Below are 22752 nucleotides of genomic sequence, written 5' to 3' on the forward strand. Positions count from 1 at the left end.
TATCAGCCTGATTAAAAATATTTATCAAAGCAAAATAAAAAAGCTAGACTAAGCTAGCTTTTTCAAGGCTTTTCAGACTCTGCTGAATAACCTTGTTTTTTGTACCTTTTTTAGATAAGTACCATATATATTTTCTATAGACGAGATAGATAATTTTTATAGGCAATGACCCTCTGTGCTTATTCTACAGTGACAGACTTAGCCAGATTACGCGGTTTATCAACATCCAGACCACGGTGCAAGGTTGCAAAGTAAGCAATGAGCTGTGTCGGTACCACCATAGAGATCGGTGACAGATATGGATGAACCTGATTGAGTACGATATCGTCACCTTCTTTGGCTACATTCTCTTCAGCAATAGTCAACACCTCGGCACCCCGAGCTACGACTTCTGAAATATTGCCCCGAGTATGGCTAGCCAATACTTCGTCTGAAAGCAGGGCCAAAACTGGTGTTTCGTCTTCAATCAGAGAGATTGTACCGTGTTTGAGCTCACCAGCAGCAAAACCTTCACACTGGATATAAGAAATTTCTTTGAGTTTTAAGCTAGCTTCCATCGCCACATAGTAGTCTTGACCACGGCCGATATAGAAAGCATTGCGGGTTGTTTCCAGAAGGCCACGGACCTTATTGTCAATCAACTCCTTTTCTGACAAAGTGGACTCAATAGACTGCGCAACTAAGGACAGCTCGTGAACCAAGTCAAAGGCTGCCGCTTTCTCGGAATTATTGGCATCACCAACAGCTTTAGCCAAGAAAGCTAGGGCTGCAATCTGAGCTGTATAGGCCTTGGTCGAAGCCACCGCAATTTCAGGACCAGCATGGAGCAGCATGGTATGATTGGCTTCCCGAGAGAGAGTTGAACCCGGAACATTGGTCACGGTCAAACTTGGAATACCCATCTGATTCGCCTTGACTAAGACCTGACGGCTGTCGGCTGTTTCGCCTGATTGACTGATAAAGATGAAGAGAGGCTTCTTGCTAAGGAGCGGCATAGCATAGCCCCACTCAGAGGCAATGCCCAGCTCAACAGGTGTATCCGTCAGCTCTTCCAGCATACGCTTAGAAGCATAGCCAGCATGATAAGAAGTTCCAGCTGCAAGAATATAGAGACGGTCAGCTTCCTGAACAGCTTTAACAATATCCGCATCTACTGATACTTGCCCCTTATCATCTGTATAAGCGCTGATTAGCTTACGCATCACAGTTGGCTGCTCGTCGATTTCTTTGAGCATATAGTATGGATAAGTCCCCTTACCGATATCGGACAGATCTAGCTCAGCAGTATAACTTTCACGCTCCAGAGTATGCCCGTCATAATCCTGCACTTCCACACTATCTTTACGGACAATAACCAGCTCTTGATCATGAATTTCCATAAACTGACTTGTCTCGCGAATCATGGCCATAGCATCTGAGCAGACCATATTGTAGCCCTCACCCAGTCCAACTAGAAGCGGTGATTTATTTTTAGCAACATAGATAACATCTGCATCTTCTGAATCCACCAAAGCAAAGGCATAAGAACCACGGATAATGTGGAGAGCTTTTTTAAAGGCTTCTAAAAGAGACAAGCCTTCTTCTTCAGCGAATTTGCCAATCAGGTGCACAGCAATCTCTGTATCTGTCTGCCCCTTGAAGTCATGACCAGCTAGGTAAGTATTCTTAATGTCAAGGTAGTTCTCAATCACACCGTTGTGAACCAAGACAAAACGGCCAGTCTGTGAAGTATGAGGATGGGCATTGTTTTCACTTGGTTTTCCATGAGTAGCCCAACGAGTATGTCCGATACCAGTAGTCCCAGCAACATCAATGCCAATTTTAGCATGTAGGTCAGCGATACGACCGACAGACTTGACCAGACTAGAAGTTTTCCCTGTTGTTACAAAAATTCCAGCTGAGTCATAACCTCGGTATTCCAGCTTTTCCAAGCCCTGCATCAAAATATCTGTTGCGTTGCGATTTCCGACAACTCCGACAATTCCACACATAACGTTACTTCTGATTTCTAGCCTTAGAAACCAGCCCTTCTTATTAAAAATTGGTATAGTCTTCTTGGAGTCTAAAAACTCCAACAAAGCTAGTATACACACAGTTTTTTAGTTTGTCAAGCACGAAATTGGTATAGTTTTCTTTAAGAAAAGTATGCTTAGCTTCTCTTACCGCAAAATTGCTCCTTGAAGTATTTAGAAAAATGGACAGATATGTCAGAACTGACTTTCTATATAACTAATAAAGAATAGGAAATAGAGCTGTACATTCGCCCTGTCTCTGATAATTCTCGCAAAACAGTGCACAGAAAAAGAGACTCAAATGAGCCTCTTTCTTCTACTATTGAATTATTTAGCGATTTTCGCGAAGTATTCAAGAGTACGTACAAGTTGTGCAGTGTATGACATTTCGTTGTCGTACCATGATACAACTTTAACCAATTGTTTGCCGTCAACATCAAGAACTTTAGTTTGAGTTGCGTCGAACAATGAACCGTAAGCCATACCTACGATATCTGAAGATACGATTGGATCTTCTGTGTAACCGTATGATTCGTTAGCTGCTGCTTTCATAGCTGCGTTTACTTCATCAACTGTTACGTTCTTTTCAAGAACAGCAACCAATTCAGTAACTGATCCAGTTGGAGTTGGAACGCGTTGTGCAGATCCGTCCAATTTACCGTTCAATTCTGGGATAACCAAACCGATAGCTTTAGCAGCACCAGTTGAGTTAGGAACGATGTTTGCAGCACCAGCACGAGCACGACGAAGGTCACCACCACGGTGTGGTCCGTCAAGGATCATTTGGTCACCAGTGTATGCGTGGATAGTAGTCATCAATCCTTCAACAACACCGAAGTTGTCTTGAAGTGCTTTAGCCATTGGAGCCAAGCAGTTTGTAGTACATGAAGCACCTGAGATAACTGTTTCAGTACCGTCAAGAACGTCGTGGTTAGTGTTGTATACAACTGTCTTAACGTCATTTCCACCAGGAGCAGTGATAACAACTTTCTTAGCACCACCTTTAAGGTGTTTTTCAGCAGCATCTTTCTTAGCAAAGAAACCAGTTGCTTCAAGAACGATTTCTACACCGTCAGTAGCCCAGTCAATTTGTTCTGGGTCACGTTCAGCAGAAACTTTAACGAATTTACCGTTAACTTCGAATCCACCTTCTTTAACTTCAACAGTACCATCGAAACGACCTTGAGTTGTGTCGTATTTCAACAGATGTGCAAGCATTACTGGATCTGTAAGGTCGTTGATGCGAGTAACTTCAACACCTTCTACGTTTTGGATACGACGGAAAGCAAGACGACCGATACGACCGAAACCGTTAATACCAACTTTAACTACCATTCGTGATTTCCTCCTTATGAAAATCAAAAAATTTTTATGTGAAAAGAGTAACTTGAGTTGCTACAAATCACCTTTCAACATTTCTATTATATACTTAATTGAGGTAAAATGCAACTGATTTCATCATTGTCAGAGAAAGTCGTTCATTCTTCCAAATCTTTTTCAATACTACTTTCAAAAAGCAAAAGATATCCTTAAAAGACAGCAATCCAGAGCATGGATTAGAAGTATCTTTACCTGTTTTTTGCTTACTTAAGAACTCAAACATATGCCCACTTTTAATTTCTCTTGAAATTTTTCTAAACAAGCAGAAAAGTCTCAAGAACCTTCCATTCTTGAGACTTTATCTTTAGTCTGAAGCCCTTACAATAAGGATTTTATTTCTTCTTACTGACTATAAATTGAATTTCGGAACTCATCTGATTCTTTGAGGTAAGCCTTATAAACAGCCTTCTTCAGTTTTTGAACAGGTGTTTCAATGAAATTAAATTTTTGAGCTGTAGTATGACCTGCTTTGATTTGAGCAAGTTCTTCTTTAACAGCTTGAGCCATCAATTCTCTCAGTTTTTCAGCGTTCTCTATGACCTGAGTTCTGCCATTGTAGTTGATAGAAATCGGTTTGAGCTTACTTAGATTTGCTATTCTCTCGCTGACTTGTTCTTTCTTAAACTGAGCATAGGATTTTCCTACTAAGATCTGTTCAAAGATGTACTTATCAGACAATGGTTTGTTTTCAGCTTCTGCTTGGCCTTTATATTGGTTGGATACATATGGCACAAAGCCTTCATAGTATCCTAAAGCAGCCAACAATTCAAAAGCTTGCTTCCTGAAGCTGATATCTCCGCTCATACCACTATCATTCTCACTTACACCGTAAATCGTATCAAACATATCGACAGTATAGTAACCGTTGGCATCTACCTTGCCAATCCCAGTAAATCCTTTGATGAGAAAACGATTCACCACGATATGATGATCAATCAGACTAAAAATATCTGTCAGTTTGCTAGCCTCAGTCTCGGTTAGAGCCTTTGTCTCCTCGCTCTTATGATTTGGTTTTATGCCTGAATTAGTATAATTTACAGGGCTTCTAGAACCACTGGTTGCAGTTGGCAAGAGTTGCTTAAAGTAGAGCATTTTGTCACTGGTCGCCAGATTCTTGGTTGCTTCTGCTTCTAGGTAGTCTAAGCTATAGAGGACATCAAAGCTACCGTGCATATAGGTCTTAAGATCTTTTGCAGACTGGAAGCGGTCTGGCGTCTTATTGTAGAAACTATCTTTCTTACTCTCATCAAAAGTAAAGTTTAAGTTGAAGTGAGTGTCAGTTTCTGGGTAGTAGGAATTTTCAAACATACCGCGAGCATAGAACTCCGCACCTGTACCATCACGTCTGCCATAATTGTTAAAGAGCACTGTGCGATCCAGCAAGTGGGTCATCTCATGAGAATAGGTCGCTGAACCTCGATCATCCAGAACCCTATCCATGAAGTAACGTACACCGGCACCATTTGCCTCAGCACCAACAGTTTGAGCCGGAGAATACATACCGAGCGGTGACATGAAATTCTTCACGCCTTGATTGGCATCTGGACCAAACTCTTTTGACCAAGTCGTTTTGATTGTTGCGCCCTTATCATCGGAGTGTTTTTTCATGGTGTCAACGATTAAACGATTCGTAATCAATTTTGAACGATTGTTTTCTTTGGTGATTCTATAGAGAGTATCTACATAATCCGCCTGACGGTTTGCGGTCAACTCTACCAGAGCTTTAACTCTTTCTAATTCGGTCTTATATTTAGCCTCATTATTTTTAGCTAAAGTCAAATCCATATACGTTCCGATATTGCCATAAGTGACTGTCGCAATGTTTGTAATCGCGTAGATGCTCGGTTCTTTTATGTTGACTAAGCCCAAAAGAGTAGCCATATTGTATTGTCTGCGATTCGTCACTTGCTGAGCTTCTGCGCCGTAGTGAGCTGGTTCAGATGTCAACTTCGTATACAAACCGACATTTTCATCCATGGTTTCTTTTGATTTTTTCTCTACAACAATGGCTTTTGTAGCTGTCTTCAGCCAAGTATCGCCATCCATATTTGTGAAGGTTGTCCGATTGTAATCAAGGAAATCCAACAAGCTTCTCTTATCTGTTATTTTCCAAAAATACTTTTCAAATGTTTTCGGACTATTGGTTAATTTCATTTCATCGTAGGTCATAGAACCCAGATGTTTCAACCAATCCAGGGATGTCACATCCTTCTTCCCAAAGGAGCTAGGATTGTAAGCTAGGATGTCGCGGATATTCGTGTCTCCGAAATCGATATTGTAAAATCGCTTGATATAAGTTAAGCCTAAGAGAATTTTTTCCTTATTTTCTTCTAAATCTTGTTTTACTTTTGCCCGATTTTCAGGACTATCACCAAGGACTCTTAAGGTATGAGCTACAACTTTTTTCAAGTCAGCATCCAAATTCTGCTTGGTTTCCTCTAAAGTCTCTCTAATTGATAGCCTTTCAAGATACTCTTTGCGCAGAGCTTCTTTGACTTCTTCGTCAGTGATATTCGGCTTAGTTTTCTTCAATTCAATCTTTTTGGTAATAAGATCTCGGGCTAGGTAGGTCGGCTGGAGAGAGGCAGTTAATGTATCATTCCCCAACAGATCCATCGATTTCATTGCCCTGCTAGCCTGGCTTACATCCACTGCATTTTCCAGCTCAGTATTCGGTGGTAGTTGATGTGGTTTATCATCCTTTACTCCTATCAAAACCACACGAGGTTTCATGGCCTTGGTTTCAAGAGTCCTTTCCACAGGAGCAGTCAGTTCACCCGTTTGCGAATTTACCGCATAAGTCCGCATCAGAGTTGATTCACCAGCTTCTCCAGTAGCTTCCACTCTTTCGATATTTTTCTCAAGCGACGGGTCTTTCCGGCGCTCTTCTACGATAGGAATCGGTGTGACAATTTTTTCTACATTTCCGATTTTTACCACTTTATCGACCGGAGAAGTCACTTCTTTTTGCTTTTCTGCTGCAGTAACTTGACCTGTTTGAGTGTTTAGCTGATAGTTTGTCCTAATCTGTTCAGAACCACTCTTTCCATCTAGGGCAATTTCCTGCTTCCCAAAATTCAAACTTGGATCTGCTTGGTAGACAGTTTTATTGAGGATTATCTTAGTTTCGATACTTGGTTTTGTGCCCACTAAGATGACTTCATCTACCTTCTCAACCAGTGTTTTCTTAGCACTGGACTCAGTAATATTTCCGCTCGCTTGATCTCGAGAATAGGTGAAGGTCGTCTCTTCTTTTCCGATGACGCCTTGAATCTTGGTTTTTCTGCTTCCGACTTCCAGGGTATTGTCAGCCTCATAGATTGTTCCATACGGAATGCTCTTTGTTTCAACTTTTGGCTGTGGCAGCGATGCTTCCTCCCCTTTAGTACCGACCACGATAATCTCAGTCACTGGGGGTGTCGTAACTATATCTGAAATGACTGTACGTTCTTCCCTGCCTTCGACTGTTTTTACCTCTGTCAGCACAGTTCGTTGACCATCAACTCCCGCTTGAATGACCTTTGTTTGACCTTTTGGCAAATTCGGATCTTCTTGACGACTAGTTGTATAGGCTACAGCTGTTTGCGAAGTTTCCAATTCTGGCTTGACTGAAACCGGACTGGTCTCACCTTCTTGAGGAGTGTTTGTCGATTCGACTTTAGTACCAACTGCAATAATCTCTGTAACCGGGGCGGTCGTAACCGTATCCGAAACGACTGTACGTTCTTCCCTGCCTTCAAGGCTTGTCACTTCTGTTAAAATGGTACGCTGCCCATCAACTCCGGTTTGAACCACGTTTGTTTGATTGGCCATCAAACTTGAATCTGCTTGCTCAACAGTTACATATGGAATAGATTCTTGCGAAATCTCCAATTCTGGCTTCACTTCAACCAGACTTAGATCCCCTTCCTGAGGTATAGACGTTGATTCAACGATTGCATCAGATGCGATGATTTCGGTTACTGGTTCTGTCGTGACAGTATCCGAGACGATGGTGCGTTCTTGCCTATCTTCGACCGTCGTTACTTCTGTCAAGATGGTACGTTCACCTACCACTCCTGCTTGAACAATTCTCGTTTGGCCGGCAGGCAAGTTCGGATCTGCTTGTTCAACAGTTGGATAAGGTACAGCTTCTCTCGATACCTCTAATTCTGGCCGGACTTCAATCAGATTTGAAACACCTTCTTGGGGAATAGCGGTTGATTCAACTTTAGTTCCCACTGCAATGATTTCGGTTACTGGTTCTGTCGTGACTGTATCCGAAACCACTTTTCTTTCTTGCTTGCCGTCAACTATTTTGACCTCTGTCAAAATAGTCCGTTCACCAGCAAGTCCCGCTTGAAGGATTCTTGTTTGACCCGCAGGTAAAGTAGGGTCTTCCTGCTCAACTGTTGAATAAGAAACAGGTTCTTTCGAACTCTCCAACTCAGGCTTAACCTCAATGAGATTTAAAGCACCTTCCTGAGGGATAGATGTCCTTTCTACACTTGGGGTCTGAGATAAACTTGTTCCTGATGCCAAATCAGATACTAATCCCCGTGTTTCCTCCGGAGCTAAAGCCGGCTGTGTATTTGATGTTGGAAGCTGAGCTGAAGCTTTCTCGCCAGCTTCTATTTCAAAATAATAACCTGTAAACTCATATCCCTCTATCTTTTCTGGACTCGGCAAAAAATGTCCTTCTATGGTTTTTACGAGAGCAGGTTTTAGTTCTGTTAAATGTTCCAAAGCAGAAATTGATGTAATTCCACCACCTAGAGCCATTGCTGTGACAAGGAAGAAAGCTTTGCCTTTTTTCTTCTTGACCAAAGTCAAAGACACCAGCAAGATCCCCATACCAAGCACTGGAACCAATTCATTTAAGGAAAGACCTGTATTTGGCAAATGATTGGCAGTCTTGCGATAGATAAAATAATAGTTTCTTCCTTCTTCTACTTTAATCTTGTTCTCTTCAAATCTTCGTAGCTCCGCCTTCAATGTATCAGGCAAACTCTTGTCTTCTACATAATGAGTAGATACTAAACGAGGAAACTGCTCATCTGCAGCTACAGACTCCGCTCTTATTGCAGCAAAAAACAAACTTGTTCCCAATAAGACAGAACAAGTTCCTATGGCGTACTTTCTCAAGGAAAAACGATGTTTTTCCTTGAATAAATCCTTTTTCATTATAGTCTCCATTATCCTTACTTATTCTTCTCTAGTATACCAAAAATATCAGTCATACACAAAGAAATTCAAGCAATAACCTGTACTTTTCTATTATCCCTATTTATCATCTTGGACAATAAAAAACGCCTCAAAAGTTTTAACTTTTTGAGGCATTTTTTTAATTCAAATCCCTTTAAAAAGGATTCTAGATTCAGCTATTAAGCTTCACCTTTGTTTTTCTTAATGATTTCTTCTTGTACTGACTTAGGTACATCTTCGTAGTGGTCAAATACCATCATGAAAGTACCGCGTCCTTGTGATGCTGAACGAAGAACTGTCGCATAACCGAACATTTCAGCAAGTGGCACATAGGCACGAACGATTTGGCTGTTACCATGCGCTTCCATACCATCAACACGTCCGCGACGAGCTGTTACGTGCCCCATAACATCACCAAGGTTTTCTTCAGGAACAGTGATTGTTACCAACATCATTGGCTCAAGGATAGCTGGCTGTGCAGTCTTAGCCGCTTCTTTCAATGCAAGTGAAGCCGCAACCTTGAAGGCCGTTTCAGATGAGTCGACATCGTGGTATGAACCATCGTAAAGTTTAGCTTTCACGTCAACGATTGGGTAACCAGCAAGGACACCGTTCGCCATTGACTCAACCAAACCTTTTTCTACCGCAGGGATGAATTCACGTGGAACCACACCACCGACGATAGCATTTTCAAACTCGAAGCCTTTTCCTTCTTCATTTGGTGTAAACTCGATCCAAACATCACCGAATTGACCTTTACCACCAGATTGGCGTTTGAAGAATCCACGAGCTTGAGTAGAAGCGCGGAATGTTTCACGGTAAGATACTTGAGGAGCACCTACGTTTGCTTCAACCTTGAACTCACGACGCATACGGTCAACAAGGACATCCAAGTGAAGCTCACCCATACCAGAGATAACTGTTTCACCAGTTTCAACGTTTGTTTCAACACGGAAAGTTGGATCTTCTTCAGCTAGTTTTTGCAATGCAACGCCCATCTTGTCTTGGTCAGCCTTAGACTTAGGCTCAACCATCAATTGGATAACTGGTTCTGGAACATTGATAGACTCAAGGATGATTTTAGCTTTTTCATCTGTCAATGAGTCACCAGTAGTTGTATCTTTCAAACCTACGGCAGCAGCGATATCACCAGCGTATACTGTTTCGATTTCATTACGGCTGTTGGCGTGCATTTGCAGGATACGTCCGATACGCTCACGTTTACCTTTAGAAGTGTTCAATACATATGAACCGCTGTTCAAGACACCTGAGTAAACACGGAAGAAAGTCAAACGACCTACGAATGGGTCAGTCATGATCTTGAAGGCAAGAGCTGCAAATGGCTCTTCATCAGATGCAGGACGAGTTTCTTCTTCTTCTGTATCTGGGTTGATACCTTTGATTGCTGGGATGTCAAGTGGGCTTGGCAAGTAGTCAATAACTGCATCAAGCATCAACTGAACACCCTTGTTCTTAAAGGCAGAACCACACAATACTGGGAAGAATTCAACGTTGATAGTCGCACGGCGGATACCAGCCTTCAATTCGTCAGTTGTGATTTCTTCACCTTCAAGGTATTTCATCATCAATTCTTCATCAGTTTCAGCAACTGCTTCCACCAATTTTTCACGGTATTCTTGCGCTTGCTCAAGGTATTCAGCTGGGATATCTTCTTCCAAAATATCTGTACCAAGGTCGTTAGTATAGATTTCAGCCTTCATCTTGATCAAGTCAATAATTCCGCGGAAGTCATCTTCTGAACCAATTGGCAATTGGATTGGATGAGCGTTTGCTTGAAGACGATCATGCAAAGTGCTTACTGAGTAAAGGAAGTCAGCACCAATCTTGTCCATCTTGTTAGCAAATACGATACGAGGAACTCCGTACTCAGTTGCTTGGCGCCAAACTGTTTCAGTTTGAGGCTCAACACCTGATTGTGAGTCAAGAACGGTAACCGCACCGTCCAAGACACGAAGAGAACGTTGTACTTCGATTGTGAAGTCCACGTGTCCCGGTGTGTCGATGATGTTTACGCGGTGGTTGTTCCATTGAGCTGTTGTCGCAGCAGATGTGATAGTGATACCACGCTCTTGCTCTTGCTCCATCCAGTCCATTTGTGACGCACCTTCGTGAGTTTCACCGATTTTGTGGATTTTACCAGTGTAGTAAAGAATACGCTCAGTTGTTGTTGTTTTACCAGCATCGACATGGGCCATGATACCGATATTACGAGTTTTTTCAAGTGAAAATTCGCGAGCCATTTGGTTATTTCTCCTATTAATTTATTTTACAGTTTATTATAACATTATTTAGCAAAAACGGATAGGCAGGACCTACCCGTTCTCAATGCTTATCTTGTTTTTGTTGGTTTCAACTTGTAGATAAGTTGAATTGAACTCGGGCTAAAAGCTCGACTTAGCCTATTTGAGCTCAAGCTAAAAGTCTGGAGAAAAAGATGAATCTCATTGGTTGCAGTCGCAACCTGCTTCGATTCCCTATTTTCTCTGGGACTTTCTTAACGCTTTCGCATCCTATATTACCAACGGAAGTGTGCGAAGGCACGGTTAGCTTCTGCCATACGGTGAGTGTCTTCACGTTTCTTAACAGCTGCACCAGTGTTGTTAGATGCATCCAAGATTTCTTTTGCAAGACGGTCAACCATTGTGTGCTCACCACGTTGACGAGCAATCGTTACCAACCAGCGAAGTCCAAGTGTTGTACGACGTTCTGGACGAACTTCAACCGGAACTTGGTAGTTTGAACCACCGACACGGCGAGCACGAACTTCAAGTACAGGCATGATGTTTTCCATAGCTGTTTCAAATACTTCCAGCGCATCGTTTCCAGTTGCTTCTTTGATTTGGTCAAAAGCTCCATAAACGATAGAAGCCGCTGTACCACGCTTACCATCAAGCATAACGCGGTTGATAAGACGAGTAACTAATTTTGAATTGTAAAGCGGATCTGGCAATACTTCGCGCTTAGGCGCTTGGTTTTTACGACTCATTTATCTTTCTCCCCTTTCCTTATGCTTTTGGTTTTTTAGTACCGTATTTAGAACGGCCTTGTTTACGATCAGTAACACCTGCTGTATCAAGTGCACCGCGGACGATATGGTAACGTACCCCTGGAAGGTCTTTTACACGTCCACCACGAAGAAGCACCACGCTGTGCTCTTGCAGGTTGTGTCCGATACCTGGAATGTAAGCTGTAACTTCAATCAGGTTGCTCAGACGTACACGGGCAAATTTACGAAGGGCAGAGTTCGGTTTCTTAGGTGTCATAGTTCCGACACGGGTTGCAACTCCACGTTTTTGCGGTGAAGATACGTTTGTTTGAACTTTTTTATGGCTGTTGTAACCAACGTTCAAAGCTGGTGATTTAGATTTTTCTACTTTTGATTTACGCGGTTTGCGAACCAATTGGTTAATTGTAGGCATCTACATTCTCCTGTATTTTTTTAATTTTGGTGATGATACACTTGGTGACAGCTACCATCTGCGTGTACTTTTGCAACATTTGTCAGCACGTCTCTGTACACTTTTGAGAGACCAAAAGTAAAAAGTACCGTCTATCATTATAGCACGACGATACTTTTCTGTCAATACATTTTTTCTATTTTAAGCCTATCTATGCTTATTAGATTGCTGCCAACTTATTGCTGCGGCTGAGCCGCTGCTTCTTCTGGTGTAGCAACTGAATTTTCATAAACACCAGCCTGAGCCCCTTCTGGGTCAATCAGGACAGCTATTGCATGAATACGGCTTTGGAATCTAGCCTTAGTAGCTGCATCTTTGACCTTCTCTGCTGCAGTCTTAGCTAGCTGCAAATCTTCCAAAGTTTGCATGGTTTCAAGCTGTTTAACTGCTTCTTCTGCGGCCTGAACTGCTTGCTCCTCTTCCTGGATTTCTTTTTCCTGTGCTTCTTTTTGAGCAGAAGACAGTTGCAAGGAAGAGCTGCTTGATGCGATGCTGGCAGCTGAACTAACTGAATTTCTGTTGGAATTAGACTGTCCCTGCACCAAAATCATGCCAGTAATCAGAATTCCAAATAAAATCGACAATACTCCTAAACGAATCCACAGCGGACTGTGGTCAAACTTTTCTAAAACTGTTTTCATCTATAATCTCCGCCCTTTTCCCTAATCAAAAATATTTCCAATTTCCACATCAATGGTATTCGCCTTGACATCAATATTGGTTACTTTCAAGAGCGATTTATAGTCCAGATAATCGCGATTGGCCTGTGCATTGTCTGCAAAGACAGCTACACCTGCCAGCTCAGAGTCGAACTCAGATAAGAGGCTAATCATCCCTGTAATAGTCCCCCCACCTTTGAGGAAGTCATCCACAATCAAGACACGGCTGCCGGCCTTTAGGCTGCGCTTGGACAAGAACATCTTTTCAATACGATCTCCGCTGGAGCCTGATACGTAGTTGACACTGACCGTTGATCCTTCTGTAATCTTTAAATCCCGACGAACGATGACAAAAGGCACATTGAGAACATTAGCTACTGCATTGGCCAAAGGAACACCCTTAGTAGCAACCGTCATGACAGCATCAATCTGTTGATCTTTAAAGCTCTTGGCAATGATCCGTCCGATATTATTCAAAATGGATGGAGTACTGAGCAGATCAGATAGGTAAATGTAGCCCCCCGGAAGAATCCGATTGCTTTCAGACAGTTGATCACAAAGACCTTGCACAATGGTCTTAGCTTCTGTATCGGAGATGGACGGGCTAAAAATGACTCCTCCACCGGCACCAGTAATCGTTTCAATGGTCCCAATTTCAATCTCTTCAAAGGCTCGCTTAATAATGACAATATCTTCTGAAATAGAAGATTTGGCAGATTCGTATTTTTCTGCAAATGTATTTAAGCTCGTTAATTCATAAGGATGGTTAATCAAATAATTAGAAATAACCACCATACGCTCACTTCTTCTTAATTTCATTTTTTCACCAATTAAAGTTATTTTATTCATTATACCATAACAGAAACAAAAAAACGAACATTCTTTTCCAAGTAATGTCCATTTTTCGTATTTTACTGTTCAAGTTTTGGTTTGTAGAAAGAACGGCCTTCAAGAGCGAATATTTTATTGCTCATTTCACCTGGATCTACAAGTCCTAAGGCAGCAGTCATCATCATCATCTCCGCATCCAGATTATCAATCATGTGCAGAATTTCTGCCTCCATAATCTTAGGCCGGACAGGACTGCCATATTCCAAGAGACCGTGGTGGCTGAGAAGGACATGGCGCAGTACGATTACTTCTTCCTTGCTATCATCAATTTTCAGCTCCATCAAGGTCTTGGTCAGTTCTTCATCAATCAAAGCGATGTGGCCAATCAAATTGCCTCGCACGGTATACTCCGTATTTTCCGGACCGCTGAGCTCAATGACCTTGGCCAAATCATGAAGCATGATCCCAGCAAAGAGCAAGCTTTTATTAAGCTGAGGATAAATGTCTCCGATAACATCTGCTAGCTTGACCATAGTAGCGGTATGAAAGGCTAGACCAGACTCAAAAGCATGGTGATTGGTCTTGGCAGCTGGATAAGAATAAAACTCCTTGTCATACTTGCCATAAAGAGAGCGGACCACGCGCTGCCAGACCGAATTTTCAATCTTGAAAATCATCTGAGATAAATAGTCTCGAATTTCTTTCTGGTCTACTGGCGGTTTTTCCTTGAAATCCGCTGGATCATTGGGCTCTCCAGCCTTAGGAAGGCGCAGGGTTAATTGATTGACCTGAGGCGTGTTATTGTAAACTTCCCGTCGACCTTGCATGTGCACAACCTTGCCAGCTGTAAATTCTTCAACATTGTGCGGCTGAGCATCCCAGAGTTTTCCTTCGATGACTCCTGTATCATCTTGGAAGGTAAAAGCCAGATAATTTTTCCCAGCCCTTGTCTGACGGACTTCTGCTGACTTGATCAGATAGAAACCTTCAAACAGTTCATCTTTTTTCATTTGATTAATCTTCATTGTTTTCCCTTTCTTCTGAAAAATCAAGTAAGTTCAAATCGAGGTCTTGGTCAGACAGCTCAATATGGCGTAAAGTTCTTTCGATAGCTCCTGTCCGCCGAGTTAATAGTTCATCAATATTGCCCGAAGCATGCTGCAAATGTTTCTGTGCCTTGGTCAGAATGCCACCAAACTTGTTAAACTCGGATTTGACAGAACCCAGAACCTTGCTGATGTCGTCCGCACTTTTTTGGATATTGAGCGTTTTAAAGCCGACAGAGAGCGAGTTGAGCAAGGCAGACAAGGTAGATGGACCTGCCACCACAATCTGCTCCTCCCGTCGCAAACTGTCAAAAAAGGCTGGATTGCGGACAACTTCCGAATAGAGACCTTCCGTTGGCAGAAACATAATTCCAAAATTGGTCGTAGCCGGCGGTGCCAGATATTTACTCTTAATATCCTTGGCAAAGCGCTTGACACTTGCTAAGAGAGACTTGCGATAGAGCTCAATCTCTTCCTTGCTGCCAGACTCATAAGCATCTTCCAAACGGTAGTAATCAGCCAGGGGGAACTTAGAATCAATGGGCAGATAGACATATTCATGCTCCGTCTGTCCCGGCAGTTTAATAGCATATTCGACACGCTCACTGGAGCCAGCCACCGTCACAAACTCTCGCTCATACTGACTGGCCGTCATAATGTCCTCGATAATCTGGCCTAGCTGAAGCTCCCCTAGAATCCCTCGTGTCTTGGTGTTGGAAAGAACCTTGTTCAGCGTGCCGACATCTCGAGCAACACTCTGCATTTCTCCCAGACCGCGATTGACAGACTCCAACTGCTTAGAGACCGTTTCAAAAGAAGTCTGAAGACGAGTCTGAAGTGTTTTTTCCAGTTTCTCTTCAACAGTCTGCCGCATCTGCTCTAGACGGGTTTCATTGGACTCTTGAATCTGCCGCATACGCTCGTCAGTTTTATCCCGATTCTTGGTCAGGTTATCACTGATTTCCAAGCGCAGCTCTGTCAAGTTGCGGTGCAAATCTGTCCTGACCTCGCTCAAACGGTCTCCAAGAGCTAATTCCAGCTCTTTCTGAGCCGTTTGCTTTTTCTGGCTTTCCTGCTCCAAGCGATAGTCCAACTGATCCGATAAATGATCTGCCTGATTTTCCAAGACTTGCTTTAGCGTCTCGGTCTGCTGACTGAGCTTTTGCCATAGAAGAAAGGTCAACACTAGATTTCCCAAAAGAATGAGGATGATTATAAACTCCATATCAGCTCCTGTCTTTGCTGTAAATGACGACTGTATAGCCGCTATCAAAGTCCAAATAAATGGGCCTATCTATAAATTCGTTAGAAGCATACACTTTTTTGAAAAAAAAGTTATCTTTATTGAGCGGATATTTGGCGCCCTCAATCGTTAAGGCAGCATCATCAGATGGCAGAAAGGCTAGATAACGCATGCCAGTTACCGGCTTGATTTCATGGCGCCCCTTTGGAACATAGGTCAGCAGATTCTGTTCGTCTTCCAAAAAAATCTTCTCCATATAAGGTGCAATTTTTTCATTACTGGGCAGGAAAACATTGGCCAAGGCATGATCCAGACGGCCGCCAAAGGCGCCGAAAATGGTCAAACGGGCATCTGGACACCGTTCAAAACAAGCTAGAACAGCTAACTCCAAATCTGTATCGTCTTTTTCAGGATGGGCCGGAATGACTTCCTTGGCTCTATCTTTTATGCGCAGCAATTCTTCCTTGCTCACAGAGTCAAAATCCCCGACAGCCAAATCCGGACAAACTCCCTGCTCAAGCAGAAAGAGGCTCCCACGGTCTACTCCAACCAAAACATCAAAATCCAAGCTAAAATGTTCCAAGTTCCCGCCAGCAAACAGCGCAACCTTAGTCATGCAGGGCATCCCTTAAGGTCTGAACTTGATGATTGACATCACCTTTGAAGACATAGCTGCCTGCTACGAAGACATTGGCACCGGCTTCTTTAGCAATTCCAATAGTCTTATCGTCAATACCGCCATCCACTTCAATATCAAAATTCAGCTGATTGACTTCGCGCAGAACGACCAGTTCACGAATCTTATCCATGGTTTCTGGCAGAAAGGCCTGACCGCCAAAGCCTGGATTCACTGTCATCACAAGGACTTGATCAACCAAATTCAAAACATTTTTGACTGCTTCGACTGGTGTTCCCGGATTAATCACAACACTAGGTTTGACTCCCGCTGCTCTAATCTTCTGCAGTGCTCCGTGGATATGAGGTGTCGCTTCGGCATGGATGCTGATAATATCTGCACCGGCACGAGCGAATTCTTCGATATGGTGCTCAGGATTGGAAACCATCAGATGGCAGTCAAAGACTAGCTTGCTGTGAGGACGCATACTGGCAACAACCCCAGCTCCAAAGCTGATATTTGGTACAAAATGACCGTCCATAATATCAATATGGGCATACTCAGCACCTGTCGCTTCTAACTTCTTCAATTCTGCTTCAAAATTAGCATAGTCCGCACTTAGAATTGAAGGGGCGATTTTGAATGATGTCATAGTTCTTCTCCTTATTTAGAATTTTTTTTGGCAACTTTTTTATAGATTTCCCGACGATTTTCAATCTCGCTGAGAAACTGCAGGTAATTATCAAAGCGGAATGACGCTATCTGGCCGGACTCGACTGCTGGCTTAACGGCACAAGCTGGCTCGTGGGTATGAGTGCAAGTACGAAATTTACAGGACTGGCTGACCTCAGCAATCTCCGGAAAAGCTTGATTGAGATCTTCAGCTGTAGTCACCTCGTAGTCCAAAGACGAAAATCCTGGCGTATCGGCAATCTTACCGCCATTTAGATTGTAAAAGCTGACAGCCCGTGTTGTATGACGGCCACGGCCCAGACTTTCAGAAATCTCTCCTGTTTCTAGCTGCAGGTCTGGGGCGATTTTATTGAGCAGAGTGGACTTTCCGACCCCAGTCTGTCCCATGAAAACAGTGATTTTCCCTGTCAGCAGCGGCAGCAACTCCTCAGTAGTTTTAAGGACCTCATAGCCGATGGACTGATAAGACTGCACATAGACATCCAAGCTCTGCTCATCTTCAAGTAGGTCTAACTTGCTGATGTAGATAATAGGGTGAATCCGCTTATGCTCTAAAAGCACCAGAAAGCGATCCAACAGATTAGCATTGAAATCTGGCTCTTTCGCGCTCATGATTACAACTGCTTGGTCAATGTTGACAATGGGAGGTCGCACAAGACTGTTTTTACGCTCTGCTATTTTTAAAATATAGCCTTCCGAGTCTTTTTCTGCTGAAAATTCGACTTCATCACCGACATAGGGTGTCTGCCCTTTTTTGCGAAAATTACCCCGCGCTCTGGTTTGATAAACCTGTCCGTCCGACTCTACATAATAGAAACCAGCCAGAGCCTTAATGATTTTTCCTTGCAAGATTGCTCCTTAAAAGTTAATACACTCATTATAACAAAAAATGCGAGATTTAGCTTGCTTGTTTTGCATAGAAGGCATTTCTTAAGGTTTGCTTCATTTTTCATAGAAAGCAGCTGCTATAAAATACTTGAGATGAAACCAGCATGATAAAAGCGAACAAGTCCAAAAGAACCTGTTCGCTTTTTTATATCGAATGAGATGCTCACTGTAATTTTCAGTAAGTCACAAAACTGATTAGCTGCGTTTCGCCTTAGCCATCAGCATTCCTCCTGCGAGAAGCGCTGCTAGGAAGCCAAGAATAGTAACAAGGAGATTTTCTTCCTGTCCAGTACGAGGAAGAGCTTTTCCTCCGACTTTCGGAGCTTGACCGCCTGACTTATTAGGTGAAACCGCTCCTTCAACAGCCACTTTCTTAGTAGGGATACGACTGAAGGTTAGCTGAGTACCGTTGATCTCAAGCTTGTAGCCATCAACTGGATCAGCCGCAACACTATAGACAATTTCCTTGCCGTCCTTGTACTTAGGAAGGTCGCTAAAGTCATACTGCCAACCATTTTCTTCTGACACAACCTCTTCTTTGATTGGTTTGCCATCTACCAAGAGGCGAACAGTAATCTTGGAAGGTCGAACCTTATCTTGATTTTCAGCATCTGACCATACCGCAGTTCCCTTAACAGCAATCTGTGTTGGTTTATAGCTATTAGTCAAAGTGAAGCTGCCATCTGTTGCTTGTTCTTGGCTGCTGCTATAACCCTCAACTGTCACTTCTTCAAGGACTGTATAGTTGATTTTCTTGCCCTTCTTATTCTTAGGTAGATCTTTGGACTCAAACTTCCAGTCAGTAGCTGCTGTCACTTCCAGCTCATCTACCACCTTATCTCCGTCCAAAATCTTGACCTTGATAGATGCTGGGCGCTTGCCGTCTTGATTATTAGCATCATCCCAAACCTTTTGGCCAGAGACTTTAACAGTTTCCGGTGTGTAGGAGTTGGTAACGGTGAACTTATCAATCTTAGTTTCATACTGAGCAACAGCATCTTCCTTAAGTGTGTAAACAATCTCTTGACCATTTCTATATTTAGGCAGGTCTTTAGATTCAAACTTCCATCCATTAGCAGCTGTTACTTCAAGTGTATCAATAACTGTGCTTCCATCCATTACTTTAACTGTAATAGATGTTGGGCGTTTGCCGTCTTGATCGTCTGCATCATCCCAGACTTTCTGACCAGAAACTTTAACCTGCTCAGGAGTATGAGAGTTAGTGATTGTCTGACCTTCTACTTTCGGACTGTAACCTTTTTCTTTTAAAGCAGCTACTGTTGCATCATCCTCTTTGACAGAGTAGGTGATCTCCTGTCCCTTGTCAAATTGAGGCAGATTGGTGAAGCTTGCTTTCCAAGTGTTAGCAGATGCCTCATTATCAGCCGTCAAGGTTAATGTCTTACCTGCGACAGCAACTGGATCTTGACCATTTGTTGAGCTATACAGTTGCACTGTGATAGAAGCTGGACGCTTGCCGTCTTGGTTATCAGCATCTTCCCAAACCTTAGTCACAGCATATTCTGTACTTTGAGGAGTGTAAGAATTAGTAATGGTGAACTTATCAATCTTAGTTTGATAGTCCGCAACTGCTTCTTCAGTAACAGTATAGGCAATCTCTTGACCTGCTGCATACTTAGGAAGGGCTTTAGACTCAAACTTCCAATCGTTAGCAGCTGTTACTTCCAACTCATCTACGACAGTATCACCATTTTTCACCTTAACCTTAACAGAAGCTGGACGCTTGCCATCTTGGTTTTCAGCGTCATCCCAGACTTTTTGACCGGAAATCTTAATCATCTCTGGAGTGTAAGAGTTGGTAACTGTGAAATCTTTGATTTCTTTAGTGTAGCCAGCTACATCATCTTCCTCGATAGAGTAGTCAATCTTCTGACCATTTTCATAAACTGGCAGATTTTCAAATTTGGTTTGCCATTGATCAGCAGCCGTCACTTCCTTGCTAGCGACTTCTGTCTTGACACCGCCGACTGTCTTCATCAGCTTAATGCTAATCTTAGTTGGACGTTTGCCGTCTTGATTATCGCTGTCATTCCAGGTCTTGCTGGCAGTGATTTCTGTCTTCTCTGGTGTATAAGAATTAGTGATATTGTAGCCATTAAGATTAGTTGAATAACCTGGAACAGCTTCTTCCGTTACTGTATAGGTAATCCGTTGACCATCCTTGTAGACTGGCAAGCCAGTAAAGTTGTAAGACCAGCCTTCTGCCTCACCGACTGTTTGGGTATTGACTTTTTGACCGTCAGCTAGCAGATTAACTGTGATAGAAGCTGGGCGCTTGCCATCCTGGTTATCGCCATCTTCCCAAGTCTTGCTACCAGACACAGTCGTTGTCTCTGGAGTGTAAGAGTTAGTAATGTTGTAGCCGTCCACCTTGCTCGTGTAGCCCGGCACAGCTTCCTCACTTACGGTATAAGTGATTTCTTGACCTGCTGCATATTTAGGCAGAGCCTTCGACTCATACTTCCATTCGTTAGCGGAAGTCACATTTTGCTCGTCAACAACCGTATCACCATTCAGAATTTTAACCTTAACAGAAGCTGGGCGCTTACCATCTTGGTTATCTGCATCATCCCACTTCTTCTGACCGGAAATCTTGATGGTTTCTGGCTTGTAAGTGTTGGTCACTACAAAGCCATCAGCAGCATTGCCAGTTACCTGAGATTGATAATGAGGGACTGCGTCTTCTTCCAGAGAATAAACAACTTCTTGGCCCTTTTCGTATTTGTTCAGATCTGTGAACTGAGTTGCCCACTGGTCAGCTTCGGTCAGAGTTCGGTTCGCAACTTCTGATTTCTGACCACCGACTTCTTTATAAAGTTTTACAACAACATTGGCAGGACGTTTGCCGTCTTGATTTTCAGCGTCATCCCATTTCTTGCTAGCTTTAATAGCGATTTTCTCTGGCGTACGACTATTGGTAACAGTGAGATTTTCCTGATCTACTTCTGGAGCATCGTAGCCATCAAGCTGATCTTCACCGATTGTATAGGTGATTTTTTGACCATTTGCATCAAAGATTGGTAAATCAGTTGTCTGAGCTGTCCACTCCGCATCTGTACTTCCACCAGTTACGGTCACTGTCTTGTCAGCCAGCTTTTGACCGTTAGCGTAGACATCTACAGCAATAGAAGCTGGACGCTTGCCGTCTTGATTGCTTTCATCTTTCCAAATTTTCTTGACTGTCAGCTTTTTGCTGGCATTTGGATCCACCGTATTCTTGACTGTCTTAACCGCTCCATCAGCCTTGATAGTCACCTTCATCGGATTGCTGTCCAGTACATAGCCTTCCGGAGCTGTTACTTCTTCTACTGTAAATTGACCTTTCTTGATTTCTTCACTTGAGAAAGGCTGTGTAGAAACCCGACCATTAGCATCTGTTGGCGGCAGAGTAATCTCTTCGCCGCTCGGAGTTGTCACCTTGAAGACAGCCCCCTCAAGCATTTTGCCTGTTTTGGAATCTTGCTTGTAAATAACCAGACTGTTACTGATATCAGCTGTAATAACCCCGCCCTCTGTAATCCGGCTGCTACGTTCTATTATAGAAGACTTAACACTAGGACGATCATCTCTGAATGGCAATGTTTCATTGTCAACTTCCATTTCAGCTATATTGGATACCAAAGATCCGTCAGCTGGAGAAGTTGTCATATAGTTCAACATAAAGGCATGGTTGCCTGGGTTATTGATGGTTAGAGTAAACTCTGTATAAGTGTCATTATAGGCAACCGTATAATCTTGACCTTCTTTCAAAATAACAGAATTCGCAATACTTGATAAACTCTGTTTGTACTCCCCTTGGCGAAGGACAAATTGCTCCGGAACGAACTGCATCGGAGCACTGTTATCCGGAATAGTGTCCTTGATAACAATCGGCGAATTATAGGACTTTTGCTGAGTATTGATACGTACAGTCCAGTTGTGTGAGTAGTCACCGCTCTTGCCTAGAATAGCCGAATTATAAGGTTTCTTGGCAATAACTCCGCCAATTTTAGCGTAGTTTTCTCCTGCAGTTGAAAAGCCACCTTGTCTGCGCTCGTTAATAGTCACCTTGTGGCTTATCGTCCCTTGGGTTTCCTCAGGCTTATAATTCCAATCCTGTTCAGCACCTACTGTCGTCGCCTGAAAGTCGAAGAAGAAGCTTCCTCTTACGCCAGTAGCTGTCGTTTTAGCCTTGTAATCTGCTAAATTTTGAATAGTGACTGTAATAAGGCCACCCTTGGCTGAACCATTGGAAGTCATCTTAGCTGATCCAAGCTGGACCTGCGTTTCACTATCTGTCAGAGTAAAGGTTGTACCGTTCGCAATGGTAGCACCATTTGGCACTGTAAAGTTAAAGGTATCCCCATCCTTGAGCTGGTTATCGTAAGCAGACAAATCAAAAGTCAGCTCATAGCGATAATTTCCCCCTTGAATCAAATTATAAGCACCGTTAACCTTGGTTGCTTCCCGACCATTAGAATGGTCCCAGATTTTAATATCTGTGATTGCATTCTTCAAAACATCCGCTTGAGCCGTTGCTGTAAACAGCTTCAAATCCAGCAAAAACAGAAGGGGCAGCATCAAAAATAGCAGCCATTTTTTCAGTTTCATAACATTCTCCTTTTTTATTTCGTTACCTAAATAAGTAATTAATCTAATTGTAACAAATACTTACTATAATGGCAATATTATAGAACTATTTTAGTAAAGAAAAATAGAGG

At 42.8% G+C, this 22752-nt stretch carries 14 protein-coding genes; all 14 read right to left on the reverse strand.

What is annotated here, in order from left to right; genetic code table 11:
- Nucleotides 1–179 precede the first annotated feature (179 nt).
- Nucleotides 180–1991: a glutamine--fructose-6-phosphate transaminase (isomerizing) gene (glmS, locus tag SSV_RS09835; RefSeq protein WP_072074648.1), complete on the reverse strand. Its 1812-nt coding sequence runs from the start codon at nucleotides 1989–1991 to the stop codon at nucleotides 180–182.
- 348 nt (nucleotides 1992–2339) lie between these two features.
- A complete protein-coding gene (gene gap / locus SSV_RS09840) occupies nucleotides 2340–3347 on the reverse strand; it encodes a type I glyceraldehyde-3-phosphate dehydrogenase (RefSeq protein ID WP_002908655.1) in 1008 nt (335 codons plus the stop codon).
- Between the two features lie 387 nt (nucleotides 3348–3734).
- On the reverse strand, nucleotides 3735–8555 hold the full coding sequence (locus SSV_RS09845; RefSeq protein WP_072074649.1) for a ZmpA/ZmpB/ZmpC family metallo-endopeptidase: 4821 nt from the start codon (nucleotides 8553–8555) through the stop codon (nucleotides 3735–3737).
- A gap of 200 nt (nucleotides 8556–8755) precedes the next feature.
- Complete coding sequence (gene fusA, locus SSV_RS09850; protein ID WP_072074650.1) at nucleotides 8756–10837, reverse strand: elongation factor G; 2082 nt, start codon at nucleotides 10835–10837, stop codon at nucleotides 8756–8758.
- Nucleotides 10838–11112: 275 nt separating this feature from the next.
- Entirely contained in the window at nucleotides 11113–11583 is a 471-nt protein-coding gene (rpsG, locus tag SSV_RS09855; protein ID WP_002893865.1) for a 30S ribosomal protein S7, read from the reverse strand.
- 19 nt (nucleotides 11584–11602) lie between these two features.
- The gene (gene rpsL, locus SSV_RS09860; protein ID WP_002893867.1) at nucleotides 11603–12016 is read right to left on the reverse strand and encodes a 30S ribosomal protein S12; all 414 of its coding nucleotides are present in this window, start codon (nucleotides 12014–12016) and stop codon (nucleotides 11603–11605) included.
- A 215-nt stretch (nucleotides 12017–12231) separates the two neighbouring features.
- A complete protein-coding gene (locus tag SSV_RS09870) occupies nucleotides 12232–12696 on the reverse strand; it encodes a hypothetical protein (RefSeq protein ID WP_072074651.1) in 465 nt (154 codons plus the stop codon).
- A 21-nt stretch (nucleotides 12697–12717) separates the two neighbouring features.
- Nucleotides 12718–13533: a pur operon repressor gene (purR, locus tag SSV_RS09875; protein ID WP_032905583.1), complete on the reverse strand. Its 816-nt coding sequence runs from the start codon at nucleotides 13531–13533 to the stop codon at nucleotides 12718–12720.
- 92 nt (nucleotides 13534–13625) lie between these two features.
- Nucleotides 13626–14570, reverse strand: coding sequence for a 3'-5' exoribonuclease YhaM family protein (locus SSV_RS09880; protein WP_072074652.1), 945 nt, complete (start codon nucleotides 14568–14570; stop codon nucleotides 13626–13628).
- Nucleotides 14560–15816, reverse strand: a complete 1257-nt coding sequence (gene rmuC / locus SSV_RS09885) for a DNA recombination protein RmuC (protein ID WP_011837560.1) — start codon at nucleotides 15814–15816, stop codon at nucleotides 14560–14562. The genes SSV_RS09880 and rmuC overlap by 11 nt, the downstream gene beginning before the upstream one ends.
- A gap of 1 nt (nucleotide 15817) precedes the next feature.
- Nucleotides 15818–16450, reverse strand: a complete 633-nt coding sequence (locus SSV_RS09890; protein WP_072074653.1) for a thiamine diphosphokinase — start codon at nucleotides 16448–16450, stop codon at nucleotides 15818–15820.
- Complete coding sequence (rpe, locus tag SSV_RS09895) at nucleotides 16443–17102, reverse strand: ribulose-phosphate 3-epimerase (RefSeq protein WP_049552868.1); 660 nt, start codon at nucleotides 17100–17102, stop codon at nucleotides 16443–16445. Before rpe ends, SSV_RS09890 begins: the two co-directional genes overlap by 8 nt.
- An 11-nt stretch (nucleotides 17103–17113) precedes the next feature.
- A complete protein-coding gene (gene rsgA / locus SSV_RS09900) occupies nucleotides 17114–17992 on the reverse strand; it encodes a ribosome small subunit-dependent GTPase A (protein ID WP_072074654.1) in 879 nt (292 codons plus the stop codon).
- A gap of 234 nt (nucleotides 17993–18226) precedes the next feature.
- The gene (locus SSV_RS09905; protein ID WP_072074655.1) at nucleotides 18227–22642 is read right to left on the reverse strand and encodes a Cna B-type domain-containing protein; all 4416 of its coding nucleotides are present in this window, start codon (nucleotides 22640–22642) and stop codon (nucleotides 18227–18229) included.
- Nucleotides 22643–22752: the final 110 nt, after the last annotated feature.

Source organism: Streptococcus sanguinis, from assembly GCF_001078705.1.
Lineage (GTDB): Bacteria > Bacillota > Bacilli > Lactobacillales > Streptococcaceae > Streptococcus > Streptococcus sanguinis_D.